Genomic DNA, 25,066 nt, shown 5'->3' on the forward strand with positions numbered 1-25,066 from the left:
GCCCGCCGCTCCGCTCACTGGTAAACACTCAGGAAGGAAAACGCTCAGGAGTCGCGGCGCGCCTGGGCGTCCTTCACGAACTGCGACACCCGCCCGATCTCGCGCGGATCGGTGTCGACCGTCCGGCGGCCGCTGGGGATCGGGCGCATGCCCTTGCGGGGGGTGCGTCCGGGCGAGGGGTGCCGGGGCTGCGCGTCCTGCCTGCGCTTCAGGGCATCCTGAAGGTTGGCCTGGATGATCTCCCGCCGCCGCTCGGCGCGGAACCGCTCCAGCCGCCCGTTCACCCGTTTCAAGGCCCGCGCGTAGACCTGCTTCTTGGCGGACAGGCCGCGCTCGCTGGCGTCCGCCGATTGCTGACCGGTGCCGCTGGCCTTGCCCCGCCGTCCCCGACGGCGCGAGGCGATGATGTCACGCGCCCGGTCGCGTTCCCCGCGCAGCCAGCGGGCAAGCGTCAGGGTTTCGTCGGGCGGCAGGGCCTCCAGCTCCGGATAATGGCTGCGGCGGACCTGCTCGAATTCCTTCTCGGACAACAACCGTCGTTCGGCCGTGAGTTCGACTCCCATCGTTGACCCTCTCTGCTTCGTGGTTCCGCTTCGGCTTACCCCCGTCCGGTCAACCGTTCGGGAGGCGAAGCGTTCCCCGATGCTGTCCGATGCGTCCCACTGCCACTTAGGGGTGCTGAAGAAATCAGAATCACGACCTCTCCGGAACCAAGTCGCCCCTCATCGGTTTTCCGGCATGTGGCAGAGGTGGAGGTTGAAGATGGCCTCGAAAGACAACGGCCAAAGCGAAGTCCAATCCGGGAGCGGTCGCACGTCGAACCGCGGCTTCGCGTCGATGGACCGTGACCGGCAGCGCCAGATCGCCAGCAAGGGCGGGGAAAGCGTGCCGGCCGACAAACGCAGCTTCTCCAAGAACCCGGAACTCGCCGCGGAGGCGGGGCGGAAAGGCGGCCGGAGCGTACCGGCATCCTCCCGCAGCTTCTCCAAGAATCCGTCCCTGGCCGCCGAAGCCGGGCGGAAGGGCGGACAGGCGAGCCATGGCGGACGCGGGGCCGCCCTGCGTCCGGGCGAAGGCGACTGACGGCGCTCACGAAAAAGCCCCTCTCCGGAACCGGAGAGGGGCTTTCTTTTCGTCGCCCGCTGGTCGGCGTCCCCAAGCCCGCAGGTCCGGGGACGCGACCGGTCAGGAGGCCAGCTTGTCCAGCTCGCGCAGGATCGAGTCGCCCATGACGGTCGTGGAGCAGCGGGCCATGCCCGGCGCCATGATGTCCGCCGTGCGCATGCCGCCCGACAGCACGTTCTGCACGGCCTTCTCCAGCATCTTCGCCTCCTCGTCCATGTTGAACGAGTAGCGCAGGCACATGGCGAAGGACAGCAGGGTCGCGCAGGGGTTGGCGAGGTCGCGGCCGGCGATGTCCGGAGCGGAGCCGTGCACCGGCTCGTAGAGCGCCTTGCGCTGGCCGTTGGCGTCCGGAGCGCCGAGCGAGGCCGACGGCAGCATGCCGAGCGAGCCGGTCATCATCGCCGCCTCGTCCGACAGGATGTCGCCGAACAGGTTGTCGGTGACGATCACGTCGAACTGCTTCGGGTTCTTCAGCAGCTGCATGGCGCCGTTGTCGGCGTACATGTGCTCCAGCGTGACGTCGGAGAACTCCTCCTGATGGAGTTTCGTGACTTCCTGGCGCCACAGGAGGCCCGATTCCATCACGTTGGCCTTCTCCATCGAGTGGAGCTTGTTGCCGCGCTTGCGCGCCAGCTCGAAGGCGACGCGGGCGACGCGGCGGATCTCGCTGGTCGTGTAGACCTGGGTGTTGACGCCGCGGCGCTCGCCGTTGCCGATGTCGGTGATGCCGCGCGGCTCACCGAAATAGACGCCGCCGGTCAGCTCGCGGACGATCAGGATGTCCAGGCCCCTGATGACGTCGGCCTTCAGGGTCGAGGCGTCGACCAGGGCGTCGAACACCACCGCCGGGCGCAGGTTGGCGAACAGGTTCAGCTCCTTGCGGAGCGTCAGCAGGCCGGCTTCCGGACGCTTGGTGTAGTCGGTGGGATTGTCCCACTTCGGGCCGCCGACGGCGCCCAGCATCACCGCGTCCGCCGCCAGCGCGTCGGCCAGCGTCTCATCCTTCAGGGGAACGCCGTAGGCATCGATGGCCGCACCGCCGACCAGCCCCTCGGTGACGTCGAAGGTGACGTTGCGCTTGCGGTCGAGCCAGTCGATGACCCGGCGCACCTGGCGCATGACCTCCGGACCGATCCCGTCGCCGGGCAAAAACAGAAGCTTCTTGTTGGCGGGCATGGCGCACGCACTCCCCATTGGAGATTTTATCAGTGTTGTCTAATCCGCGGACCGACTGGCCGGAAGGTGGGTCCCACCCCGCCGGTCCGCAAGACCCATGGCCCGATGCCATCGGGCCCGTACGTCGGTTCCGGGCGTTTGGCCCGGATCAGCCCCACAGCCAGGGCTGGCCACCGCGCTGCTTGCCTTCATACTGGTCGATGAAGGCGGCCTGCTGCATGGTCAGACCGATGTCGTCCAGCCCGTTCAGCAGGCAGTGCTTGCGGAAGGGATCGACCTCGAAGCTGATCTTGCCGCCGTCCGGACCGGTGATTTCCTGTTTCTCCAGATCCACCGAGACGACGGCGTTCGACCCGCGCGACGCGTCGTCGAGCAGCAGGTCCACCTGCTCCTTGGGCAGCTTGATCGGCAGGATGCCGTTCTTGAAGCAGTTGTTGAAGAAGATGTCGGCGAAGCTCGGCGCGATGATGCAGCGGATGCCGAAATCGGCCAGCGCCCACGGCGCATGCTCACGCGAGGAGCCGCAGCCGAAATTGTCGCCCGACACGAGGATCTTGGCGCTGCGGTAGGCCGGCTTGTTGAGCACGAATTCCGCGACCTCGGCGCCCTCGGGGGTGTAGCGCATCTCGTCGAAAAGATGCTTGCCCAGCCCGGTCCGCTTGATGGTCTTCAGGAATTGCTTGGGAATGATCATGTCGGTGTCGACGTTGATCATCGGCAGCGGCGCCGCAACACCGGTGAGAACCGTAAACTTTTCCATCGCCAGAATCCTGTCGCGCAAAAGAGGCGCAAGCATGTGCATGCGGAGTTCGGTGAATAGCAGACCCGTCCCGCCATTGCCAGAGGAAGCTTGCCGCAAAAGCCGCTCGCGGCGCGCGATTCCGCATCCCGGAACACAGCCGGACGCAACGAAATTGCTCCCGAATGCCCTTCGCCATGTCCTCCGCCATGTCCTCTGCCAGGGCCGGCCCGGCATCCCGTCCTTGCTGTCGGGCGTCCCCTCGCCTACCAAGGGGCCGACGCTCCCCTGGGTTCCGCGACCTCCATGACTTTGCTCCCCACCGCCCGCCGTCCGCGCACCGCGGCGCTCGCCTTTTTGCTGCTCGCCCCTCCGCTCTACGGCCTGCTCGGGCTGGCGCTCGGCATGGACGCCAACTGGGATCTGCGGAACTACCATTGGTACAACGCCTACGCGCTGCTGACCGGGCGGCTGGGCATGGACATGCTGCCGGCGCAGATGCCCAGCTTCTACAACCCCCTGCTGGACGTGCCCTTCTATCTGCTCGCCAGCCATCTGCCGGCCCGCGCGGCGGGATTCGTCTGGGGGACGCTGCACGGGCTGAATCTGGCGCTGGCCTTCCTGCTGGCCCACGCCACGCTGCGCGTCGGCGGCGCGGCGGGGCGGGTGGCACTGGCCGCCGTTCTGGCGGTGATGGCCGGCTTCGGGGGCGGCACGCTGGGGCTGCTCGGCACCACCTTCCACGACAACATGGTCAGCCTGGGCGTGCTCGGCGCGCTGGCCGTGGTGGCGGGGTCGCTGCCGCGGCTGATCGACGGGCCGGCGCCGGGCGCCCTCGCGCGGGCGGCGGCGGCGGGGCTGCTGGCCGGGGCGGCGATGGGCATGAAGAACCCGACGGTGATCTACGCGGTCGGGCTCTGCCTCGCCTTCCTGGCGCTGCCGGCGCGGCCCTGGCGGCGGCTGTGGCTGGCCTTCGTCTTCGGCGTCGGGGTTCTGGGCGGGCTGGCGCTGTGCGGCGGCTTCTGGATGGCCCATCTGTGGGTGGAGTACGGGAACCCCGTTTTCCCGCACATGAACCAGATCTTCAAGTCGCCCTTCGCCGCGCTGTCCGGCTACGTCAACGTCGGCTTCTTCCCGGACTCGCGGCTGGAGCGCCTGTTCTTCCCGCTGGTCTTCCCTTTCGCCCCGCTGAAGGTCGGCGAGGTTCCCTTTTTCGACCTGCGCGTCCTGGTGCTGTTCCTTCTCGTGCCCGTCGCCGCCGCGCTGGCGCTGCTCGGGCGGGCCTTCCACCGACCTTCCGCGGGACTGACCGAGAAAGCCGCCACCCGCTACCTGCTGACCGCCATGGCGGTGACCTACGCGCTGTGGGTGGGGATGTTCTGCATCTACCGCTATCTGGTGCCGCTGGAGATGCTGGCCCCGCTGGCCATCGTCATGGCGGCGGGCCTGCTGCCGGTGCCGCGCCGGGCGGCGCTCGTCCTGGCGGCGGCGCTCCTGCTGCTGGTCCAGGCCACCGCCCGGCCCGCCGACTGGGGCCGCGCGCCGTGGAGCGAGCGCTGGGTGGAGGCCGCCGTTCCGCCCATCGAGGACCCGGACGGCACGATGGTGCTGATGGCCGGCTACTGGGCGATTTCCCACGTCGTCCCGGCCTTCCCGCCGCGCATCCCCTTCGTGCGCATCCAGTCCAACTTCCTTCAGCCGGACTCGGTCGGCAACGGCTATCTCGCCCTGATGCAGGACAAGGTGGGCGCGCACCGCGGGCGCTTCCTGATGCTCAGCACCATCCCCGACACGCCCGGCGCCGCGAAGGCCGCCGCCCTTCTGGGGCTGCGGGTGGCGCAGGACAACTGCCGCGTCATCCCCAACAACCTGGGCGAGCCGCTGAACCTCTGCGCCGTGGCGCGCCTGGCGGACCTTGAAAGGTCAGTGGATTAAATCAGGCGATTGTGCTGTTTAACCCTACACCGGCACCGTTTCGAAGCGCATCGCCATGACCGTCTCCGCCATCGACCGCCCTGCAGCGTCCGCAGCCCCAACCACGGACCCGGACCCGGACACGGCGCCCGCAATGACCCCCGTGGTGGCGGTTCTGATCCCCTGCTACAACGAGGAGGCGGCCATCGCCGCCGTCGTGCAGGATTTCCGCAAGGCCCTGCCCGACGCGACGGTCTATGTCTACGACAACAACTCGTCCGACCGCACGGTGGAGGTGGCGAAGGCCGCCGGCGCCGTGGTCCGGCACGAGCCGTTGCAGGGCAAGGGCAATGTCATGCGCCGGATGTTCTCCGACATCGAGGCGGACGTCTATGTGCTGGTGGACGGCGACGACACCTACCACGCCCCCTCCGCGCCGCTGATGGTCAGGCGGCTGTGGGACGACCAGCTCGACATGGTCAACGGCGCCCGCGTCACCGAGATCGTCAAGGCCTACCGGCCCGGCCACCGCTTCGGCAACAAGCTGCTGACCGGCATGGTAGCGCTGATTTTCGGCAACCGCATCCAGGACATGCTGTCGGGCTACCGCGTCTTCTCGCGGCGCTTCATCAAGTCCTTCCCGGCGCTGGCCAGCGGCTTCGAGACGGAGACGGAACTGACCGTCCACGCGCTGGAGCTGAACATGCCCATCGCCGAGATCAAGGCGCCCTACAAGGACCGCCCGCCGGGCTCGCACAGCAAGCTGAACACCATCCGCGACGGCGTCCGCATCCTGCGCACCATCGTCAATCTGGTGAAGGAGGAGCGCCCCCTGCCCTTCTTCTTCGCCATCTTCGCGGCGCTGGCCGCGGCGTCGATGATCCTCGCCTGGCCGGTGGTGGCGACCTATCTGCAGACCGGGCTGGTGCCGCGCCTGCCCACCGCCGTTCTGTCCACCGGGCTGATGCTGCTGGGCTTCCTCAGCCTGACCTGCGGGCTGATCCTCGACACCGTGACGCTGGGCCGCCGCGAGGCCAAGCGCATGCGCTACCTGTCCATCCCCGCGCCCGGCGTCCATCCGGTCCGCAAGTCGGCCGGGTCCTGACGATGGGCGAATTCATCGGCTCCCTGTCCGACAGCCGGCTCGGCCGGCTGGCCGTGCAGTTCGGCAAGTTCGGCCTCGTCGGCGTGGTCGGTCTGGTGGTGGACACGGCGGTGGTCTACGCGCTGGTGTTCGGCGCCGGGATGGAGTTCTTCGCCGCCCGCATCCCGGCCTATCTGGCCGCCGCCACCACGACCTTCGCGCTGAACCGCGCCTTCACCTTCCGCGGGGCCGCCGACGCGCCGCTCCACATCCAGTGGGCCAAGTTCCTGGCCGCCAACGCCTTCGGCGGAGCGGTGAACTATGGGGTCTCGGTCGGGCTGGAGGCCGCCCTGCCGCTGGCCGAGGCGCATCCCGTGCTGGCGGTCGCCGCCGGCTCCCTGGCCGGCATGGCCCTGAACTTCGCCGCCTCCAAGCATCTGGTCTTCAAGGGCGCCTGAAAAGGGGGCGCCTGACGGCCCCTCTCTCCTTCCGCATATGACCGGAAGCCCCATTGTGCGCCGCCGCAAACACCCGAAGTCCATGGAATGGGGCGCATCCTCCGGGAAAGGCCCCCTTCACCGCCCAGCCTTGGCAAGGAGCCGGGAGGTTGCCATGAACAACAGCGACGTGCTGTGGGCCTGGGTGGCCGGAGTGGCCGTGTCACTGGCCTTGCTGGCTGGACTGTCCGGCGCGGACGGGCCGCCGCCCCACGCCACAGACGGGCATTTCACGCTGCCGGAGATGGGCATGGGAGCCTCGGGCTGGGATTACGAGGCGTGGGAGCGCACCGGCGGGACGCCGCCGAGGCCCGAGTCGGGCGATGCGCTCGCCCGGGCGCTGGATCTTCTGGAAGGCGCGGTGCCCGCAGCGGACGCAGTCCTTCCCGACGGGGACATGGCGGACACGGACACCGGCGGGGCGGAGACGCAGTGAACTCTTTGCCGCCGCCCATCGGCGCGGCCATGGACTCCGCGGGTCCGGTCGCCATATAACGGCGGTCATGACGCGCGAATTCCTGAAGATGCACGGGCTCGGCAACGACTTCGTCGTGATCGACGCCCGCAACACGCCGTACACGCCGGCCGAGGCCGAGGTGCGTGCCATCTCCGACCGCAAGACCGGGGTGGGCTGCGACCAGTTCATCGTGATCGAGCCGGCGAAATCGGACGGCACGGCGGGCTTCATGCGCATCCGCAACGCCGACGGCGGCGAGGTGTCGGCCTGCGGCAACGCCTCGCGCTGCGTCGGCTGGCTGCTGATGGAGGAGGCGGGGGCGGAGCGCGTCGCCTTCGAGACCAACGCCGGCATCCTGCAGGCCAGCCGCGCCGACAATGGGCGGATCACCGTGGACATGGGTCAGGCCAATCTGGACTGGACGCAGATCCCGCTGGCGGAACCGGCGGACACGCTGCGCCTCGACGCGGTGTCGCACGGCGGCTTCGCCGGTCCCACCGCGGTCAGCATGGGCAACCCGCACGCCGTCTTCTTCGTGGACGACGCCGAGGCGGTGCCGCTGGCCGAGGTCGGCCCGGTGTTCGAGACTCATCCGGCCTTCCCCGAGCGCACCAACGTCGAGTTCGCGCAGGTGCTCTCCCCCGGCAGCGTCCGCATGCGCGTGTGGGAGCGCGGGGCCGGCATCACCCAGGCCTGCGGGACCGGCGCCTGCGCCACCGCGGTCGCCGCGATCCGCCGCGGGCTGACCAACCGCAAGGTCGACGTGATCCTGGATGGCGGCACCCTGACCATCGAATGGCGTGAGGACGGCCGCGTCCTGATGACCGGCCCGGTCGCCCTCAGCTACACCGGGCGGCTGTCCGCGGAGTTGGCGGCCACCTGAACGAATAGCCGCCGTTAGGCTGAAAGAGCATGAGCGACACTGTGACCAACGAGCCGGAGATCGTCACCTTCGGCTGCCGCCTCAACACCTACGAATCCGAGGTGATGCGCACCCACGCCCGCAACGCGGGTCTGGAGGACGTCGTCATCGTCAACACCTGCGCGGTGACCTCGGAAGCGGAGCGGCAGGCCCGCCAGACCATCCGCAAGCTGCGGCGCGAGCGCCCGAACGCCCGCATCGTGGTGACCGGCTGCGCCGCCCAGATCGACCCCCAGCGCTACGGCGCCATGCCGGAGGTCGATCAGGTCCTGGGCAACCAGGAGAAGCTGCAGCCCGAAAGCTGGGGCCTGGCCCCGGCGGAGAAGGTGCTGGTCAACGACATCATGTCGGTCAAGGAGACCGCCGGCCATCTGATCGGCGGGTTCGAGGACCGGGCGCGCGCCTTCGTCCAGGTCCAGCAGGGCTGCGACCACCGCTGCACCTTCTGCATCATCCCCTATGGCCGCGGCCCGTCGCGCTCCGTCCCCATCGGGGCGGTGGTGGAACAGGTGCAGGCGCTGGTGAAGGCCGGCTACAACGAGGTCGTGCTGTCCGGCGTGGACATCACCAGCTTCGGCCCCGACCTGCCCGGCACGCCGACGCTGGGGCAGATGGTGCGCCGCCTGCTCGCCCTGGTGCCGGAACTGCCGCGGCTGCGCCTGTCCTCGCTCGACTGCATCGAGATCGACGACGACCTGTGGCGGCTGATCGAGAACGAGCCGCGGCTGATGCCGCACCTCCACCTGTCGCTCCAGGCCGGAGACGACATGATCCTGAAGCGCATGAAGCGCCGGCACAGCCGCGCCGACGCCATCGCCTTCTGCGAGCGCGTGCGCTCCCTGCGCCCCGACATGGTGTTCGGCGCCGACTTCATCGCCGGCTTCCCCACGGAAACCGACGAGATGTTCGAGAACACGCTGCGGCTTGTCGAGGAGTGCGGCCTGACCTGGCTGCACGTCTTCCCCTACAGCCCGCGCCCCGGCACCCCGGCCGCCCGCATGCCGCAGGTCGACGGCGGCGTCCGCAAGGAGCGCGCGGCCCGTCTGCGCGCGCTCGGCGCCGAGGCGGAGGCCCGCACACTGGCCTCCCTCGTCGGGCGCGAGGTGTCGGTGCTGGTCGAGAAGGACGATCTCGGCCGCACCCAGCATTTCGCCGAAATCCGCCTGGGCACGCCCCGGCCCCCCGGCTCCGTCCTGCGTGCCACGGTCACCGGCGTGGCCGGCGGCGCGCTGACCGGCACCCCCCTTTGAGAACAGTGGACACGCCATGATCCTGCGTTGGTTCGGCCGCAAGAAGCCCGAAGAGCAAGCCCGCAAGGACGAGACGACCGCCCCGCTCCCGGAGCCGGTTGTCCAGGAGCCGATTGTCCAGGAGCCGCCTGTTCCGGAACCGGTCGCCGAGGAGCCGCCCCCGGTGCCCGAGGTGGTGCCGGAACCCGAGCTTCCGCCCCCGCCCGCGGTCGAAACCCCGCCCCCGCCGCCCATCGCCCCGCCGTCCGAGCCGGAGGAGCGCGAGGACACGCCGGAGATCGTCCGCGACGACCTCCCCGTGGCCCTGACGGCCGAGGAGGAGAAGCCCAAGAAGGGCTGGTTCGCCCGGCTGAAGGACGGCCTGTCCAAGTCCTCGTCCAAGCTGACCGAGGGCATTTCCGGCATCTTCACCAAGCGCAAGCTCGACGACGAGGCGCTGGAGGAGCTGGAGGAGCTGCTCATCACCGCCGACCTCGGCCCGACCACGGCGGCCAAGGTGACGGCGGAGCTGGCCCGCACCCGCTTCGGCAAGGAAGTCAGTCCGGAAGAGGTCAAGGCCACGCTCGCCGCCGAGGTCGCCAAGATCGTCGGTCCGGTGGCCAAGCCGCTGGAGATCGACGCCGCGCTGAAGCCCCATGTCATCCTGGTGGTCGGCGTCAACGGCACCGGCAAGACCACGACCATCGGCAAGCTGGCCCGCCAGTTCCGCGCCGAGGGCAAGACGGTCATGCTGGCCGCCGGCGACACCTTCCGCGCCGCCGCGGTCAGCCAGCTGAAGATCTGGGGCGAGCGCACCGGCTGCCCGGTGATCTCGCGCGACACCGGGGCCGACGCCGCCGGCCTCGCCTTCGACGCGCTGGAGGAGGCGCGGCGCCAGGGTGTGGACATCCTGCTGATCGACACCGCGGGCCGCCTGCAGAACAAGGCCGGGCTGATGGAGGAGTTGCGCAAGATCGTCCGCGTCATCAAGAAGGTGGACGAGAGCGCCCCGCACACCACCCTGCTGACGCTGGATGCCACCACCGGCCAGAACGCGCACAATCAGGTGGAGGTGTTCCGCGACATGGTGAACGTGTCCGGCCTGATCCTGACCAAGCTGGACGGGTCGGCGCGCGGCGGCGTGCTGGTCTCGCTGGCCGAGCGGTTCAAGCTGCCGGTGCACGCCATCGGCATCGGCGAGGGCGTGTACGACCTGCGCCCCTTCGACGCCGACCAGTTCGCCAAGTCTCTGATGGGGTTGCCGTCCCAGTAACGGCGCCCCCAGCACGGGCAGGCGGGCGGGGAGAGCGAGAAAGGGACTTCCGGCAGCTTCGTCCAGGCCCTATCTGAAGAGTCATGACGGCTGCCCAAACCTCCCCCTCCCCCGTGCCTCCCGGTCCTGTCGAGCGCTTCACCGACGCGGACGCCGCCCTGGCCCTCGTCAAGGACCTCTACGACCGCAACACCGCCTATCTGCGCGACCGCTTCGCCGCCTTCACCCGCGGCGGGGACGGCGGGCGGCGCGAACAGGCCCACTACCCCTATGTCCGCCTCTCCACCGCCTCGGCGGCCACGGTGGACACGCGGCTGGCCTACGGCTTCGTTGAGGGACCGGGCACCTACTCCACGACGCTGACCCGCCCCGACCTGTTCGACCGCTATTACCGCGAACAGCTCTCGCTCCTGCTGCGCAACCACGGCGTTCCGTTGGAGGTCGGCATCAGCGACGAGGCGATTCCCATCCATTTCGCCTTCCCCCAGGGCATGCATGTCGAGGGCGACCTGACGCCGGAGCGGCTGGCCGGCCTGCCCGACCTGTTCGACCTGCCCGACCTCGCCCGCATGGACGACACCATCGTCAACGGCACCTACGAGGAGTCGCTGGACGCGGTGAAGCCGCTGGCTCTGTTCACCGCGCCGCGGGTGGATTTCTCGCTGCACCGGCTGCGCCACTACACGGCGACGGCGCCGGAGGATTTCCAGAACTTCGTCCTGTTCACCAATTACCAGTTCTATGTGGACGAGTTCATCCGCATGGCCCGCGAGATCATGGAGCCGGCCTCCGATCCCGAACTGGCCGCCTACCGCAGCCAATACGACCGCTTCGTCGAGCCCGGCGGCATCGTCACCCAGAACGCCAATCTGATGGCCGGTGCGGGCGGTACCCCCGGCGAGGCGCCGACGAACGGCGCCCGGCTGCTCCGCCTGCCGCAGATGCCCGCCTACCACCTGACCCGCCCGGACGGGAACGGCATCACACTGGTCAACATCGGCGTCGGCCCATCCAACGCCAAGACGATCACCGACCACATCGCCGTCCTGCGCCCGCACGCCTGGATCATGCTGGGCCACTGTGCCGGTCTGCGCAGCACGCAGCGGCTGGGCGACTATGTGCTGGCCCACGGCTATGTCCGCGACGACCATGTGCTGGACGCCGACCTGCCGACCTGGGTGCCCGTCCCGGCGCTGGCCGAGGTGCAGCGCGCCCTGGAGACGGCGGTGGAGCGGGTGACCGGCCTGTCCGGCTACGCGCTGAAGAGCATCATGCGCACCGGCACTGTGGCGACCATCGACAACCGCAACTGGGAACTGCGCGACCACCGCGAGCCGCTGATGCGCTTCAGCCAGAGTCGCGCCGTCGCGCTGGACATGGAAAGCGCCACCATCGCCGCCAACGGCTTCCGCTTCCGCGTTCCCTACGGCACGCTGCTCTGCGTTTCCGACAAGCCGATGCACGGGCAGTTGAAGCTGCCGGGCATGGCCGACCGCTTCTACCGCGAGCGGGTGGACCAGCATCTGAAGATCGGCGTGCTGGCCATGGAGCTTCTGCGCGAGCATGGCATGGAAACCCTGCATTCCCGCAAGCTGCGCAGCTTCGCCGAGGCCGCCTTCCAGTAAGATAGAACGTTTTGCCTGACCCGAAAGCGCAGGCGCCAAAGGGCGTCCGCGTCTTATCTTAGGGTGCCCGGCAACGAAGGGAATTTGACCATTATGGCCGTGCGTTCAGGTTGGAGCGTCATCGCCGCCCTCTCTCTCGGGCTGGCGGCAGGACCGGTGCTGGCCCAGGACAATGTTCCAAAAACCGACGCTGTTCCAAGCACGGAGGCCGCTCCGCCAGCGGAAACCACTCCCCGGTCCGGCCCGTCCATCGGCTTCTGGGTCGACAACGACCTGTTCGGCGGCGGGACGGACCGTTACTACACGAACGGAGTCCAGTTCTACTACGTCTCCGGCGAGCGCCCGACCTACGGCAACATCGACTGGCTGGCCAACCTCGTCCCCTGGATCGGGGAGCATGGGGTGCGGCGCTACGGCATCGCCTTCGGCCAGAACATGTACACCCCCAGCGACATCACCAAGCCGATCCCCGACGCCACCGATCGCCCCTACGCCGGCTGGCTGTACGGGCGCCTGTCGGTGATTTCCGAAGAGACGCGGCAGGTGGACCGCATCGACCTGGACATCGGCATGGTCGGCCCGGCCTCGCTGGCGGAGCAGACCCAGAAGACGGTGCACCGCATCGTGCCCGGTGCCCGCTGGCCGGAGGGCTGGGATTACCAGCTCAAGAACGAGCCGGGCATCATCCTCAGCTACGAGCATGTCTGGCGCGCCGAGCGCCCGGCGCGCATCGGCCCCTTCGAGGCGGACATCAGCCCCCATGTCACGGCCAGCGTCGGCAATGTCCTGACCTTCGGCGGGGCCGGCGTCACGATGCGGCTGGGCGGCAACATGGCGCCGCCGGTCGGCGCGCTGATCCTGCGCCCGACCGCCAGCATCCCTTATCAGGACAGCGTGGCCGCGGGCGCGCCGCGTCCGCCCTTCTCCTGGTACGTCTATGCGGGGGCGGAGGGGCGCGCCGTCGCCCGCAACATCTTCCTGGACGGCAACAGCTTCCGCGACAGCCGGTCGGTGGACAAAAACAACTTCATCGCCGCCTTCCAGCTCGGCGTGACGCTGCGCTACGACCGGTTCGGCATCTCCTATGCCCAGAATTTCCTGTCGCCGGAGTTCGAGGGGCAGAAATCCTACACCAACTACGGCTCGATCCGCGCCTCCTACCGGTTCTGACCGCCTCGACTGCAATCACCCCGCTTCCCTCTTTATCCCAAGCCCGGTTCGGTCTATGTGAGGGTCATGAACCAATACGCCCGACTGCTGATCGAAGCCGGCCCGCTGGCGGCCTTCTTCATCGCCAATTCCCAGGCCGGCATCATGATCGGCACCGCCGTCTTCATGGTGGCGATCAGCATTTCCGTGCTGGTCTCCTGGCGGTTCGAACGCAAGGTGCCGGTGATGCCGGTGGTCGGGGCGGGCTTCGTCCTGCTGTTCGGCGGGCTGACCCTGTGGCTTCAGGACGATCTGTTCATCAAGATCAAGCCGACGCTGGTCAACCTGCTGTTCGCGGCGGTCCTGTTCGCGGCGCATCTGACGCGGCGCAACGTGCTGAAGCACGTCCTGGGGTCGGTCCTGAACCTGTCCGACGCCGGCTGGCGCACGCTGGCGATCCGCTGGGCGTGGTTCTTCCTGCTGCTGGCCGCGCTGAACGAGGTGGTGTGGCGCACCATGACCACCGACGCCTGGGTGAACTTCAAGGTGTTCGGCATCATGCCGCTGACCCTGCTGTTCAGCGCCTTCCAGGCCCCGTTGATCCTGCGCCATCAGGTGCCGGAAGAGCCGCCGGCCGAGAAGTCCTCCACCTCCGCCTCCTGACCGTCCCCCCTCTTCCCTGAAGGAGCGCACCCGCCATGTCACACGACTACCCGCGCGACCTGATCGGCTACGGGTCCCGTCCGCCGCACCCCTACTGGCCGGGCGGGGCGCGGGTGGCGGTGCAGTTCGTCATCAACTACGAGGAGGGCGGGGAGAACTGCGTCCTGCACGGCGACGCCGCGTCGGAGGCCTTCCTGTCGGAGATCGTCGGCGCCCAGCCCATCGTCGGCATGCGGCACATGAACATGGAGTCGATCTACGAGTACGGGTCCCGCGCCGGCTTCTGGCGGCTGCACCGGATGTTCACGGAGCGCGGCCTGCCGGTGACCGTCTACGGCGTCGCCATGGCGCTGGAACGCAACCCCGACGCCGTCCGCGCCATGCAGGACGCCGGGTGGGAGATCGCCACCCACGGCTACCGTTGGATCGATTACCAGCATCTGCCGGAGGAGGTGGAGCGCGAGCACATGCTGCGCGCCATCGACATCCACACCCGCGTCACCGGCTCCCGCCCGCTCGGCTGGTATCTCGGGCGGTGCAGCCCAAACACCTGGAAGCTGGTGTCGGAGGAGGGCGGCTTCCTCTACAACGCCGACAGCTACGCCGACGACCTGCCCTATTGGGACGACCGCTTCGGCCGGCCGCAGCTGATCGTGCCCTACACGCTCGACGCCAACGACATGCGCTTCGCGACCAACCAGGGCTTCAACACCGGCGAGCAGTTCTTCACCTATCTGAAGGACAGCTTCGACGTGCTCTACGCCGAAGGCGAAGACCAGCCGAAGATGATTTCGGTCGGGCTGCACTGCCGTCTGGTCGGGCGTCCGGGGCGCGCCGCGGCGCTGGCCCGCTTCCTCGACTATGTGGGGGGCCATGACAAGGCGTGGGTCGCCACCCGGCTGGACATCGCCCGCCATTGGATGGCCGAGCATCCCTACCGGCCGGGGGCCTGAACCGGGAAGGGGCGTCCCGAACGCGCCCCCGGCCCAACTTTCTCACGCCAATTCGTCGCATCGGCGTTTGAACGAACGTCGAAATACAGTAGAAGGTCTTTGGATCGCGGCGCGGCCCTTTCGGGGCCGCGGTCCCGTGACTGCCGATTCCTTGCGATCTTCAACTGGGTGCGCACGCCGCCGTGACGTTCAAGGATGAGATGAAGGCCGCCGGTCAGACCGGGGAAAACAAGACATCCCCGATGGCGGATGGTCTTGCCGGCGATGACGGGGAGGCCAGGGACGACATCGCCCGCCTTCTGCGCGCCCTCAACGACGACCTGAAGGCCGATCCGACGGAGGACGACGATCTCCTGTCCCCGGACGCCGGGCGGAAGTCGGAGCGGCACCTGCCCATCGGCAAGATCGCCGCGGCGCTGGCCGCCGCCATCGGCATCGGCGCGGTCGTCGTGATGCTGGACCAGGGCGGGGAAGCGCCGTCCGCGCCCCCCGCGCCGCTCATCACCGCCGTTCCCAGCGCACCGGCCCCCGGCGGCGCCTCGCCCGGCGCCGGGACTCCGGCGAAACCGGAAGCGTTGATCACCCGCGCGGCGCCCGTTCCTGCACCGCCCCAGCAGGCGCCGATGCAGACGCAAACCATCGTCGCACCGGCCGCACCGGCGCCCGCCGTGGGCACGCCGCCCATGGCGCTGCCGCAGATTCCGCCGCCCGCCCTGAAGGTGCCGGAACCGCCGGCCCTGCCGTCGCCCGCCCCTGCCGTCGCCAAGCCGGCCGACCCCGCGCCGCATCCCGTGGAAGCGGCGGAAAATGCGAAGGCCCCGACGCATCCGCCGGCTTCGACCATGGCCCCGCCCCCGGCCGAGCCCGTCAAGGCGCCCCCCCCCATGAAGACCGCGGAAACGGCGGAGCTTCAGGCCATGCTGTCGGCTCCACCGCCGCCGACCTCGACCCAGCGCCAAGCCGCGGTGGCGCGCCCGGCGCCGCAGCCCGCCAAGCCGGCGCCCAAGGCCGCTTCCACACCTCCCACGGCTCCACCCGCCACGGCGCCGTCGTCCGGCGTGCTGACGCCCCCGCCGTCGGCCGCCGCTCCGGACGGGCGCTACACCGTGCAGGTCGGGTCCTTCCAGCAGGCCGACAACGCCGAAGGGCTGGTCCGCCGCCTGCGTGGTCTCGGCTTCAACGCCTACGCGCTGGACTGGACCGACGCCGAGCAGCGGTCCTGGCACGTCGTCCGCGTCGGCGGCTATGCCGACACCGCCGCCGCCCGTCAGGCCGCCGCGTCGCTGAAGGGCAAGGTGGAAGCGCAGCCCATCGTCGTCTCGACGCGCTGACCGCAGGCAACGGCGCTGCCGCGACAAACTGTCGCTCCTGTCTATTCCGCTTCTTTCCTTTGCAAGAGCCCGTCCGCAATTTCGGTATTGCGGGCGGGCTTCGTCTTGATCTGTCCTTCTCCTTACCGCTAACATGGGATTGAACAGGCACGCATATTAGAACAAGCGCAGCCGCAAGAAGCCGGCGCATCAGACCGGCGAACCGGAGGAAACCCTGGTATGAAGCCGACGATCCTGGTCGCCGACGATGAGCCCAGCATCGTGCTGTCCCTGCAGGTTCTGTTGCAGAAGGCGGGCTTTGTCGTGCGCATCGCCCGCAACGGTGAGGAAGCCCTTGAATCGGTTGCGGAACACACGCCCGACCTGATCCTGCTGGACGCCATGATGCCGCGGCGCGACGGGTTCGACGTCTGCCAGTCGCTGCGCGCCGACCCCGCCTACCAGTCGCTGCCCATCATCATGCTGACGGCCAAGAGCCGCGACGTGGAGCGGCAGAAGGGCATGGCGCTGGGCGCCACCGACTACATCACCAAGCCCTTCTCGACCCGCGACCTCGTAACCACCGTCCGCAAATACCTGACCCCCGAGAGCAACCAGGGCGGAACCGCGGAGCCTCAGCCATGAGCGCCCCGGCGACCACTGGAAGCGCCGGAACCGCCGCTCCGGCAACCACCCCGTCGGAACCGCGCCGGATCATCCCGCTGGCCTTCCGCGCCGCCGGCGTCGGCCTGCCCCTGCTGTCGGTGGGGGCTGCGGTCGGCTTCAGCGCGAACGGCGACCCCGCCGCCTTCGTCACCTACGCCGTCACCATGACCGCCGCCGTCACCGCCGCGGTCTGGGGCCTGTGGGGTCTGGTCGACCGGCGGCTGCTGCGCGCCTCGGAAACGCTGAGCCGCGAGGCCGGGCTGATCGCCCATGGTGCTTCGGACGGCAAGACCGGCGCGCGCATCCCGCTGGCGCGCTACGGCGACCTCGCCCCGGTGGCCAAGGCGGTCAACGAGCTGTCGGACAAGCTGGCCGCCGCCCGCCGCGACACCGCGCGCACCGTCGCCGAATCGACCGCCAAGGCGGAGGAGCAGAAGACCCGCCTTGCCGCCGTCCTGCGCGACCTGCACGAAGGCGTCCTGGTCTGCAACCTGAAGCACCAGATCCTGCTCTACAACCAGACGGCGCTCGACATCCTGCATCTGGCCGGCGACCTCGGGCTGGGCCGCTCCCTGCTGCATTTCGTGGTGGCGGAGCCGGTCACCCACACGCTGGAGCGGCTGACCCTGCGCGTGCGCGAGGGGCGGCACGTCAACCACGAGCATGGCACCACCGCCCAGTTCGTCGGCGCCACCACCGACGGGCGCATCCTGCTGGCCGGGCGGATGAGCGCCATCCTGCAGGACCCGCCGGAGGGCTCGGACGAGCCGCCGACCATCACCGGTTATGTGATCACTCTATCGGACGCGACCAGCGAACTGGCCGCGCTCGGCCAGCGCGACGCCCTGCTGCGCGAGGCGACCGAGGGCTTCTGCGCCCCCATCGCCAACCTGCGCGCCGTGCTGGAGACGCTGGAGGACACGCCGGAACTGGGGCCGGACGAACGCGCCGCGTTCCAGGCCGCGCTGATGGACTCCTCCAACACCCTGTCGGAACGGCTGGCCCGCGTCACCAACGAGTACCGCAGCGTCGTCACCGGCTCCTGGCCGATGAGCGACATCCACTCCACCAACCTCATCAACCTGATCCGCCACCGGGTGGGGCCGGACGCGCAGTACGGCGTGACGCTGACCGGCCTGCCGCAATGGGTGCACGGCGACAGCTACAGCCTCGTCATCCTGTTCGGCTATCTGATCGAATATGTCTACGCGCTGACCGGCGTCCCCGCCTACGACCTGTCGGTGGAGGCCGGGGACAGCTGGGTCTATCTGGACATCACCTGGCGCGGCCCGTCGGTGCCCAGCGGCATCGTGGACAGCTGGCTCGACCACCCGCTGCCCGACGCGCTGGGCGGCCTGACGGTCGGCGACGTGCTCCAGCACCACAAGAGCACGATGTGGAGCGAGCCGGTGAAGGGGCCGGGATCGGAAGGCGAGCTGCTGTCGCGCCTGCGCGTGCCGCTGCCGCCCGCGCTGAAGCCGCCGTCCGCCCACACCGCGGCGCGCGGCGGGGCGCGGCCGGAATTCTTCGACTTCAACCTGCTGCACCAGCCGCTGGCCACCAGCGAGCTTGGCCGCACCCCGCTCGACCAGCTCCACTATGTGGTCTTCGACACCGAGACGACGGGCCTGTCACCCAGCACCGGCGACGAGATCGTCCAGATCGCCGCCGTGCGCGTCGTCGGCGGGCGCATCCTGACCGGCGAGACCTTCAACACGCTGGTCAACCCGAAGCGGACCATCCCGCCGGAATCGATCCCCTTCCACGGCATCACCGACGCGATGGTCGCCGACAAGCCGACCATCGACAAGGTGCTGCCGCAGTTCCGCGGCTTCGTGTCGGGCGCGGTGCTGATCGCCCACAACGCCGCCTTCGACCTGAAATTCCTCAAGATGAAGGAAAAGGCGTCGGGCGTGCGGTTCGACAGCCCGGTGCTGGACACCATGCTGCTGTCCCGGATGCTGCTCGGCGAGGGCGGCGACCACACGCTGGACGGCATCGCCGAACGGCTGGGGATCGAGGTGGTGGACCGCCACACGGCGCTGGGCGACAGCCTCGTCACCGCCGCGGTCTTCCTGCGCATGGTGGAGATGCTCAAGGAACGCGACGTCCGCACGCTCGACGACGCCATCCGCGGCGCCAACATGATCGTCGAGCTGGCGGCGCGGGAGCGCGCCTTTTGACCGGGGGACCCGCCCCGCAACCCGCAACCCCTCCACCGCGCCGGGCGGGCGCCGACCGCCTGATCGCGCTGTTCCTGTTCGGCGTCGTCGCCTTCAACCCGCCGCTGCTGCGCGTCTTCGGCGCCGGGGACACGCTGTTCGGCCTGCCGCTGCTGTACGTGTACGCCCTGGGGGTGTGGGGCGGGGTGATCGCGCTGTCGGCGGTGCTTCTGGAACGCGGGGGGCGCTGACATGCCCTGGCCCGCCATCGTCGCCGCCAGCTTCGCCTACCTGCTCCTTCTCTTCGCCATCGCCTGGTGGGCGGACCGGCGGGCGGACGCCGGGCGCAGCGTCATCGCCTCGCCGTACGTGTACGCGCTCTCGCTGGCGGTCTACTGCACCACCTGGACCTTCTACGGCTCGGTCGGGCGGGCGGCGTCGTTGGGCATCGGCTTCCTGCCGATCTATCTCGGTCCCACCCTGCTGATGCTGCTGGGGCCGCTGGTGCTGCGCAAGATCCTGCGCATCGCCAAGGCGCAGCGCATCACCTCCATCGCAGACTTCATCGCCTCCCGCTACGGGCGCAGCCAGGGGCTGGGCGGGCTGGTGGCGCTGACCGCGGTGATCGGGGTGACACCCTACATCGCCCTGCAGCTCAAGGCCGTGGCGGTCAGCTTCGACGTGCTGTGGGGCACCGACCCGTCCGGCGCCACCGGCGGCCTGTCCCTCCCCGTCGTCCTGGACAACGCCTTCTACGTGGCGGTGGTCATGGCGGCCTTCGCCATCATCTTCGGCACGCGCCACATCGACGCGGCGGAGCATCACGAGGGCATGGTGGCGGCCATCGCCTTCGAATCGGTGGTCAAGCTGGTGGCCTTCCTGGCGGTCGGCGCGGCGGTCGTCTGGGGGCTGCACGACGGCCCTGCCGAGCTGTTCGCCACGGCCGCGGAGCATCCGGATATCCGCGACCTCTTCACCTCCGCCCCGGCGCTGGCCGACGGGTCGTGGCTGACCATGACGCTGCTGTCGATGGCGGCGGTGCTCTGCCTGCCCCGCCAGTTCCAGGTGACGGTGATCGAGAATGTGGACGAGCGGCACCTGACCCGCGCCCTGTGGCTGTTCCCGCTCTACATGCTTCTGATCAACCTGTTCGTCCTGCCGGTGGCGGTGGCCGGTCTGATGCGCTTTCCCGACCGGGCGGTGGACCCGGACATGTTCGTGGTGGCGCTGCCGCTGGCCGCCGGGAACGAGTGGCTGGCCCTTCTCGCCTTCATCGGCGGGTTGTCGGCGGCCACCGGCATGATCGTGGTCGAGGCCATCGCGCTCTCCACCATGGTGTGCAACGACATCGTGATGCCGCTGTTGCTGCGCGCCCGCAGCGCCCGGCTGGAGCGACTGCACGACCTGTCGCCGCTGCTGCTGACCATCCGGCGCGCCGCCATCGTGGCGATCCTGCTGCTCGGCTACCTGTATTTCCGCATCGCCGGCTCGGCCTACGCGCTGAGCGCCATCGGCCTGATCTCCTTCACGGCGGTGGCGCAGTTCGCCCCGGCGCTGATCGGCGGCGTCTACTGGGCGGGGGCGACCCGGCGCGGCGCGCTGGCCGGTCTCGGCACCGGCATCCTGACCTGGGCCTACACGCTGCTGCTGCCCAGCTTCGCGCGGTCCGGCTGGCTGCCCGCCTCCTTCATCGAACAGGGGCCGTGGGGCGTCGCCTTGCTGCAGCCCTACGCCCTGTTCGGGCTGGACGGCATGGACCCGCTGACCCACGCCCTGTTCTGGAGCATGCTGCTCAACATCGGCCTCTACGTCGTGGTCTCCCTGCTCGACCGGCCGGGCCTGGGCGAGCGGGCGCAGGCCACCGCCTTCGTCGAGGTGTTCCAGCACCGCGACACCCCCCTGCCCGCGGGCGCGTGGCGCGGCACCGCCACGGTCGGCGATCTGCAACGGATCGTCGCGCGCTTTCTCGGTCCGCAGCGGGCGGAGGCCGCCTTCGCCCAGCATGTCCGCCGCAACGGGCCGCTGGAGCCGGACCGCCGGGCCGGGGCGGAGCTGGTGCGCTTCGCCGAGCGGCTGCTCGCCGGGGCGATCGGCGCCGCCTCCGCGCGGGTGGCGCTGGCCTCCGCGGTCGAGGGTGGCGAGGTCAGCTACCCCGAGCTGATGCGCATGCTCGACGAGACCAGCCACGTCATCGAGTACAGCCGCCAGCTCGAACACAAGACGGCGGAGCTGCAGCGCGCCTCCGCCGCCCTGCGCGCCGCCAACTTGCGGTTGAAGGAGCTGGACCGGCTGAAGGACGAGTTCCTATCCACCGTGACGCACGAGCTGCGCACGCCCCTGACCTCCATCCGCGCCCTGACCGAAGTGCTGCACGACAACCCCGACATCGAGCTGGAGCAGCGGCAGGAGTTCCTCGGCCTCGTCATCACCGAGAGCGAGCGGCTGACCCGTCTCATCAACCAGGTCCTCGACATGGCGAAGATCGAGGCCGGGGAGATCGACTGGCAGGTCCGCCCGATGGACCTGGGGGCCGCGCTGGAGCAGGCGGCGGCGGCCACCGCCCGGCTGTTCCACGAGCGCGGCATCGCGCTGGCCGTCACCATCCCGCAAGGTTTGCCGGCGGTGCGCGGTGACCACGACCGGCTGGTGCAGGTGGCGGTGAACCTGCTGTCCAACGCCGCGAAGTTCACCCCAGCGGGCGGGCGGGCCTCGCTGTCCGTGACGGTGGAAGGCGACCACCTGCGCGTGTCCGTCACCGACAGCGGCCCCGGCATCGCCGCGGAGCATCAGGCCATCGTCTTCGAGCGCTTCCGGCAGGTCGGCGACACCATGACCGACAAGCCGCAGGGCACCGGGCTGGGGCTGGCCATCTGCAAGCGCATCGTCGAGCATCTCGGCGGCCGCATCTGGGTGGACAGCGCCCCTGGCCGCGGTGCCACCTTCGCCTTCACCGTGCCGCAGGCGGAAGCGCGTGCGGAAGCGGCGTCCTGAATCAATCGGAAGACGAAACGATCGGGACACCCCGCCCGATAACACCCTTGGTTGACACAGGTCAGTCCAGTTGCCTTAACGAATCCTTATACGTGTTTCTGGCAGGTTTTTTCCCAAATGCCGGACATGGAAGCCCTCCCGGTGCCGGTTCTGCCCGGTCGGGTGGCAAGGAGACGAGCGGTGACACTGATCAAGTGGAGCGACGAGGGGGGGACGGTGCGCCTGGGCCTGCCCAGCGACCTCGACCTCGCCATGGCTCAGCCCCTTCTGGACAGCCTGCGCGCCGGCTTCGCCGCCTCCGGGACCGTCATCGCCGAGGCCGCCGCCGTGGAGCGGGTCAGCACCGCCTGCGTCCAGGCGCTTCTGGTCGCCTCCCGGCATGCCGCCGAACACAACCGGACGTTCGCCATCGCCCAGCCGTCCGAGATCCTGGCGGAAGCCTGCGAGGATCTGGGGCTGGACGGCTGGTTGAAGCAATGGAGCCAAGCGTGAAGAAGAAGGTACTCACCGTCGACGATTCGCGGACCATGCGGGACATGGTCTCCTTCACGCTGAAGGGCGCCGGCTACGACGTGGTCGAGGCCGCCGACGGCCAGCAGGCGCTGGGCGTGATCGGCGCCAACAAGGTGGACCTCGTCATCACCGACCTCAACATGCCGGTGATGGACGGGCTGACCCTGATCCGCCGCCTGCGCGCCACCCCGGCGCACCGCACGCTGCCCATCCTGATGCTGACCACCGAGGCCGACGAGAAGAAGAAGTCCGAAGGCCGGGCGGTGGGGGCGACCGGCTGGATCGTGAAGCCCTTCAACCCGGAGAAGCTGATCTCCGTCGTGCAGAAGGTGTGCGGCTGACGCCGCATCCTGGCTTGTGAGGTGGCGCCCGTGGAAGACCTGAGCCGGTTCAAGCAAACCTATTTCGACGAAAGCGCGGAGTTGCTGGAGGTCGCCGAATCCGGCCTGCTGCGGCTGACGCCGGGCGAGGTCGATTCCGACGAGGTCAACGCCATCTTCCGCGCCGTCCATTCCATCAAGGGCGGCGGCGGCGCCTTCGGCTTCACCGAACTGGTCGCCTTCGCGCACGAGTTCGAGACGGTCATGGACGGGGTGCGCAACAACACCGTTCCCGTCACGACCGAGCTGGTGGACACGCTGATCCGCGCCAACGACCTGCTGGGCCAGATGCTGGCCTACGCGCGGGAGGGCGACCCGGCCCCGGCGGGGACCACCGACGGCACCGTGGCCGCTCTGCGCCGCCATCTGTCGGGTGGTGCTCCGCAGGCCCAGGCTCCGGCGGCTGCTCCCGCCGCTCCGCCGCCTACCCCCGTCTACGCCCCCACCTATGCGGACGACGAGGATGACGAGGCCGGCCTGTTCGGCGACGCCATGGCGGCCATCGCCGCTGCCCGTGCGGAGGAGGACCCGGTTCCGCCCGGCAAGCTGCGCTGGACCATCGTCTTCCGGCCGCGGTCCGACCTGCTGATGTCGGGCAACGAACCGGCCTTCATGCTGCGCGCGCTGCGCCGGCTGGGCGACGCCACCGTCGAATGCCACACCGACGCCCTGCCCAACCTCCAGAACCTGGAGGCGGAGCTTCTCCACCTCTCCTGGACGGTCACGCTGCTCGCCGATGCGGACGTCGATCTGGACAAGATCAACGACGTCTTCGAGTTCGTGGCCGACGACTGCGACATCCGCATCACCGCGGAGGCCCCGCCTCCCGCCGCCCCCGAGGCGCCGCCGCCCGTCACCGATCCGGTGCCCGTCGCCACCCCGCCGACGGTGGTCGCCGCGATCCCCGAAGCGCCAAAGGCCGAACCTCCGAAGGCCGAGGCCGCCCGCCCGCGCCCCAACGGCGGCGGGGCGGAGCATGCCGGGCTGACCAGCCACACCATCCGCGTCGATCTCGACAAGATCGACCGGCTGGTCAACATGGTCGGCGAGATGGTCATCACCCAGGCGATGATCGCCGAGCATGTGCGCGAGCTGCCCCCCGGCGAGTTCCAGGAGCTTCTGGAAGGACTGGAGCAGCTGGCCCAGCACACCCGCGAGCTGCGCGAGAGCGTGATGTCGATCCGCGCCCAGCCGGTGTCGAGCGTCTTCTCCCGCATGCCGCGGCTGGTCCGCGAATGCGCCGCCACGACCGGCAAGGAGGTCCAGCTCGTCACCAGCGGCGAGACGACCGAGGTGGACAAGACGGTGGTGGAGAACCTCGTCGATCCGCTGACCCACATGATCCGCAACTCCATCGACCACGGGCTGGAAGGCCCGGATGAGCGGGAGCGCGTCGGCAAGCCGCGCGCCGGCACCGTGCATCTGTCGGCGCAGCACCGCTCGGGCCGCATCGTCATCGAGATCACCGACGACGGGCGCGGCATCAACCGGCCCAAGGTGCTGTCCAAGGCCATCGAGAAGGGCCTCGTCCAGCCGGGCGCCACCCTGTCGGACGAGGAGATCGACAACCTGATCTTCCTGCCCGGCTTCTCCACCGCCGATCAGGTGTCCAACCTGTCGGGCCGCGGCGTCGGCATGGACGTGGTGCGGCGGAACATCACCTCGCTCGGCGGGCGCATCGGCGTCTACTCGACGCCGGGCGAAGGCTCGCGCTTCGTGCTGTCGCTGCCGCTGACCCTGGCCGTTCTCGACGGCATGGTGATCTCGGTCGGCGAGGAGCGCTTCGTCCTGCCGCTGACCAACATCGTGGAGAGCCTGCGCCCCAAGGCGGCGGACCTGCACGGGCTGGTCGGCAAATGCGACGTGATGATGGCCCGCGGCGAGTATGTGCGGCTGGTCTACCTGCACCAGCTGTTCGGCATCCCCGGCGCCGTCGCCGACCCCACCCACGCGCTGGTCGTGCTGGTGGAGACGGAGGATGGCTCCCGCCTCGGCCTCGTCGTGGACGAGGTGCTGGGTCAGCAGCAGGTCGTCATCAAGAGCCTGGAAGCGAACTTCCGCCGCCTCGACGGCGTGGCCGCCGCGACCATCCTGGGCGACGGGCGCGTCGCCCTGATCCTGGACGTCGCCGGCCTGCGCGAGATGAGCCGGCACATGGACTCCAGGGCGCCGCGTCCGCCGTCTCCGCCGGTGGCCGCGCTGCCCGCACCCGCACTCGAACCGGTCTGAGGCCACAGC

At 69.4% G+C, this 25,066-nt stretch carries 23 protein-coding genes; 20 read left to right on the plus strand and 3 right to left on the minus strand.

What is annotated here, in order from left to right; translation table 11 throughout:
• Nucleotides 1–44 precede the first annotated feature (44 nt).
• Nucleotides 45–563 carry a hypothetical protein gene (locus JJL56_RS06570; protein ID WP_145622839.1) on the minus strand — a complete coding sequence of 173 codons (519 nt, stop codon included), beginning with the start codon at nucleotides 561–563 and terminating at the stop codon, nucleotides 45–47.
• Between the two features lie 199 nt (nucleotides 564–762).
• Between JJL56_RS06570 and JJL56_RS06575 the strand changes: the two genes are divergently transcribed.
• On the plus strand, nucleotides 763–1,083 hold the full coding sequence (locus JJL56_RS06575; protein ID WP_145622840.1) for a con-10 family general stress protein: 321 nt from the start codon (nucleotides 763–765) through the stop codon (nucleotides 1,081–1,083).
• A gap of 102 nt (nucleotides 1,084–1,185) precedes the next feature.
• On the opposite strand, the gene leuB is transcribed toward JJL56_RS06575, so the two are convergent.
• Together leuB and leuD are read right to left on the minus strand one after the other, a co-directional pair.
• A complete protein-coding gene (gene leuB, locus JJL56_RS06580) occupies nucleotides 1,186–2,301 on the minus strand; it encodes a 3-isopropylmalate dehydrogenase (RefSeq protein ID WP_145622841.1) in 1,116 nt (371 codons plus the stop codon).
• A gap of 148 nt (nucleotides 2,302–2,449) precedes the next feature.
• Nucleotides 2,450–3,061 carry a 3-isopropylmalate dehydratase small subunit gene (gene leuD / locus JJL56_RS06585; RefSeq protein WP_145622842.1) on the minus strand — a complete coding sequence of 204 codons (612 nt, stop codon included), beginning with the start codon at nucleotides 3,059–3,061 and terminating at the stop codon, nucleotides 2,450–2,452.
• A gap of 285 nt (nucleotides 3,062–3,346) precedes the next feature.
• On the opposite strand from leuD, the gene JJL56_RS06590 reads away from it, so the two are divergent.
• The 19 genes from JJL56_RS06590 (at nucleotide 3,347) to JJL56_RS06680 (ending at nucleotide 25,057) form a co-directional block, all read left to right on the plus strand.
• On the plus strand, nucleotides 3,347–4,975 hold the full coding sequence (locus JJL56_RS06590) for a hypothetical protein (protein ID WP_200484646.1): 1,629 nt from the start codon (nucleotides 3,347–3,349) through the stop codon (nucleotides 4,973–4,975).
• Nucleotides 4,976–5,030: 55 nt separating this feature from the next.
• Nucleotides 5,031–6,059 carry a glycosyltransferase family 2 protein gene (locus JJL56_RS06595; protein ID WP_145622844.1) on the plus strand — a complete coding sequence of 343 codons (1,029 nt, stop codon included), beginning with the start codon at nucleotides 5,031–5,033 and terminating at the stop codon, nucleotides 6,057–6,059.
• A 2-nt stretch (nucleotides 6,060–6,061) separates the two neighbouring features.
• Nucleotides 6,062–6,496 carry a GtrA family protein gene (locus tag JJL56_RS06600; RefSeq protein WP_145622845.1) on the plus strand — a complete coding sequence of 145 codons (435 nt, stop codon included), beginning with the start codon at nucleotides 6,062–6,064 and terminating at the stop codon, nucleotides 6,494–6,496.
• Nucleotides 6,497–6,650: 154 nt separating this feature from the next.
• The gene (locus JJL56_RS06605; protein WP_145622846.1) at nucleotides 6,651–6,971 is read left to right on the plus strand and encodes a hypothetical protein; all 321 of its coding nucleotides are present in this window, start codon (nucleotides 6,651–6,653) and stop codon (nucleotides 6,969–6,971) included.
• A gap of 67 nt (nucleotides 6,972–7,038) precedes the next feature.
• Nucleotides 7,039–7,875, plus strand: coding sequence for a diaminopimelate epimerase (gene dapF / locus JJL56_RS06610; RefSeq protein WP_200484648.1), 837 nt, complete (start codon nucleotides 7,039–7,041; stop codon nucleotides 7,873–7,875).
• A 29-nt stretch (nucleotides 7,876–7,904) separates the two neighbouring features.
• Nucleotides 7,905–9,164, plus strand: a complete 1,260-nt coding sequence (gene mtaB, locus JJL56_RS06615) for a tRNA (N(6)-L-threonylcarbamoyladenosine(37)-C(2))-methylthiotransferase MtaB (protein ID WP_145622848.1) — start codon at nucleotides 7,905–7,907, stop codon at nucleotides 9,162–9,164.
• 16 nt (nucleotides 9,165–9,180) lie between these two features.
• The gene (gene ftsY, locus JJL56_RS06620) at nucleotides 9,181–10,416 is read left to right on the plus strand and encodes a signal recognition particle-docking protein FtsY (protein WP_145622849.1); all 1,236 of its coding nucleotides are present in this window, start codon (nucleotides 9,181–9,183) and stop codon (nucleotides 10,414–10,416) included.
• An 83-nt stretch (nucleotides 10,417–10,499) separates the two neighbouring features.
• Nucleotides 10,500–12,041: an AMP nucleosidase gene (locus tag JJL56_RS06625; protein ID WP_200484650.1), complete on the plus strand. Its 1,542-nt coding sequence runs from the start codon at nucleotides 10,500–10,502 to the stop codon at nucleotides 12,039–12,041.
• A 93-nt stretch (nucleotides 12,042–12,134) separates the two neighbouring features.
• Complete coding sequence (locus JJL56_RS06630; protein ID WP_200484652.1) at nucleotides 12,135–13,211, plus strand: lipid A deacylase LpxR family protein; 1,077 nt, start codon at nucleotides 12,135–12,137, stop codon at nucleotides 13,209–13,211.
• A gap of 66 nt (nucleotides 13,212–13,277) precedes the next feature.
• A complete protein-coding gene (locus JJL56_RS06635) occupies nucleotides 13,278–13,853 on the plus strand; it encodes a septation protein A (RefSeq protein WP_200484654.1) in 576 nt (191 codons plus the stop codon).
• A 35-nt stretch (nucleotides 13,854–13,888) separates the two neighbouring features.
• Nucleotides 13,889–14,806: an allantoinase PuuE gene (gene puuE / locus JJL56_RS06640; protein ID WP_200484655.1), complete on the plus strand. Its 918-nt coding sequence runs from the start codon at nucleotides 13,889–13,891 to the stop codon at nucleotides 14,804–14,806.
• A 182-nt stretch (nucleotides 14,807–14,988) separates the two neighbouring features.
• Nucleotides 14,989–16,137: an SPOR domain-containing protein gene (locus JJL56_RS33895; protein WP_211111785.1), complete on the plus strand. Its 1,149-nt coding sequence runs from the start codon at nucleotides 14,989–14,991 to the stop codon at nucleotides 16,135–16,137.
• 219 nt (nucleotides 16,138–16,356) lie between these two features.
• On the plus strand, nucleotides 16,357–16,761 hold the full coding sequence (locus JJL56_RS06650) for a response regulator transcription factor (protein WP_200484659.1): 405 nt from the start codon (nucleotides 16,357–16,359) through the stop codon (nucleotides 16,759–16,761).
• Nucleotides 16,758–18,965 carry a 3'-5' exonuclease gene (locus tag JJL56_RS06655; protein WP_200484661.1) on the plus strand — a complete coding sequence of 736 codons (2,208 nt, stop codon included), beginning with the start codon at nucleotides 16,758–16,760 and terminating at the stop codon, nucleotides 18,963–18,965. The genes JJL56_RS06650 and JJL56_RS06655 overlap by 4 nt, the downstream gene beginning before the upstream one ends.
• Nucleotides 18,962–19,195, plus strand: a complete 234-nt coding sequence (locus JJL56_RS06660; protein WP_145622857.1) for a hypothetical protein — start codon at nucleotides 18,962–18,964, stop codon at nucleotides 19,193–19,195. Before JJL56_RS06655 ends, JJL56_RS06660 begins: the two co-directional genes overlap by 4 nt.
• 1 nt (nucleotide 19,196) lies before the next feature.
• Nucleotides 19,197–21,935, plus strand: a complete 2,739-nt coding sequence (locus JJL56_RS06665; protein WP_145622858.1) for a sensor histidine kinase — start codon at nucleotides 19,197–19,199, stop codon at nucleotides 21,933–21,935.
• Between the two features lie 180 nt (nucleotides 21,936–22,115).
• Entirely contained in the window at nucleotides 22,116–22,427 is a 312-nt protein-coding gene (locus JJL56_RS06670; protein WP_145622859.1) for an STAS domain-containing protein, read from the plus strand.
• The gene (locus tag JJL56_RS06675; RefSeq protein ID WP_014241666.1) at nucleotides 22,412–22,789 is read left to right on the plus strand and encodes a response regulator; all 378 of its coding nucleotides are present in this window, start codon (nucleotides 22,412–22,414) and stop codon (nucleotides 22,787–22,789) included. Before JJL56_RS06670 ends, JJL56_RS06675 begins: the two co-directional genes overlap by 16 nt.
• Before the next feature lie 30 nt (nucleotides 22,790–22,819).
• Nucleotides 22,820–25,057, plus strand: a complete 2,238-nt coding sequence (locus JJL56_RS06680; protein WP_145622860.1) for a chemotaxis protein CheA — start codon at nucleotides 22,820–22,822, stop codon at nucleotides 25,055–25,057.
• Nucleotides 25,058–25,066 lie beyond the last annotated feature (9 nt).

It is taken from the genome of Azospirillum aestuarii (assembly GCF_016632405.1).
GTDB lineage: Bacteria > Pseudomonadota > Alphaproteobacteria > Azospirillales > Azospirillaceae > Azospirillum > Azospirillum aestuarii.

Coding starts and splice junctions, on each gene's coding strand:
- JJL56_RS06630 (WP_200484652.1), top strand. CDS start 12,135: ATGGCCGTGCGTTCAGGTTGGAGCGTCATCGCCGCCCTCTCTCTCGGG.
- dapF (WP_200484648.1), top strand. CDS start 7,039: ATGACGCGCGAATTCCTGAAGATGCACGGGCTCGGCAACGACTTCGTC.
- JJL56_RS06655 (WP_200484661.1), top strand. CDS start 16,758: ATGAGCGCCCCGGCGACCACTGGAAGCGCCGGAACCGCCGCTCCGGCA.
- JJL56_RS06605 (WP_145622846.1), top strand. CDS start 6,651: ATGAACAACAGCGACGTGCTGTGGGCCTGGGTGGCCGGAGTGGCCGTG.
- leuB (WP_145622841.1), bottom strand. CDS start 2,301: ATGCCCGCCAACAAGAAGCTTCTGTTTTTGCCCGGCGACGGGATCGGT.
- JJL56_RS06625 (WP_200484650.1), top strand. CDS start 10,500: ATGACGGCTGCCCAAACCTCCCCCTCCCCCGTGCCTCCCGGTCCTGTC.
- JJL56_RS06665 (WP_145622858.1), top strand. CDS start 19,197: ATGCCCTGGCCCGCCATCGTCGCCGCCAGCTTCGCCTACCTGCTCCTT.
- ftsY (WP_145622849.1), top strand. CDS start 9,181: ATGATCCTGCGTTGGTTCGGCCGCAAGAAGCCCGAAGAGCAAGCCCGC.
- JJL56_RS06675 (WP_014241666.1), top strand. CDS start 22,412: ATGGAGCCAAGCGTGAAGAAGAAGGTACTCACCGTCGACGATTCGCGG.
- JJL56_RS06595 (WP_145622844.1), top strand. CDS start 5,031: ATGACCGTCTCCGCCATCGACCGCCCTGCAGCGTCCGCAGCCCCAACC.
- JJL56_RS06650 (WP_200484659.1), top strand. CDS start 16,357: ATGAAGCCGACGATCCTGGTCGCCGACGATGAGCCCAGCATCGTGCTG.
- JJL56_RS06570 (WP_145622839.1), bottom strand. CDS start 563: ATGGGAGTCGAACTCACGGCCGAACGACGGTTGTTGTCCGAGAAGGAA.
- JJL56_RS06635 (WP_200484654.1), top strand. CDS start 13,278: ATGAACCAATACGCCCGACTGCTGATCGAAGCCGGCCCGCTGGCGGCC.
- mtaB (WP_145622848.1), top strand. CDS start 7,905: ATGAGCGACACTGTGACCAACGAGCCGGAGATCGTCACCTTCGGCTGC.
- JJL56_RS06575 (WP_145622840.1), top strand. CDS start 763: ATGGCCTCGAAAGACAACGGCCAAAGCGAAGTCCAATCCGGGAGCGGT.
- puuE (WP_200484655.1), top strand. CDS start 13,889: ATGTCACACGACTACCCGCGCGACCTGATCGGCTACGGGTCCCGTCCG.
- JJL56_RS06590 (WP_200484646.1), top strand. CDS start 3,347: ATGACTTTGCTCCCCACCGCCCGCCGTCCGCGCACCGCGGCGCTCGCC.
- leuD (WP_145622842.1), bottom strand. CDS start 3,061: ATGGAAAAGTTTACGGTTCTCACCGGTGTTGCGGCGCCGCTGCCGATG.
- JJL56_RS06600 (WP_145622845.1), top strand. CDS start 6,062: ATGGGCGAATTCATCGGCTCCCTGTCCGACAGCCGGCTCGGCCGGCTG.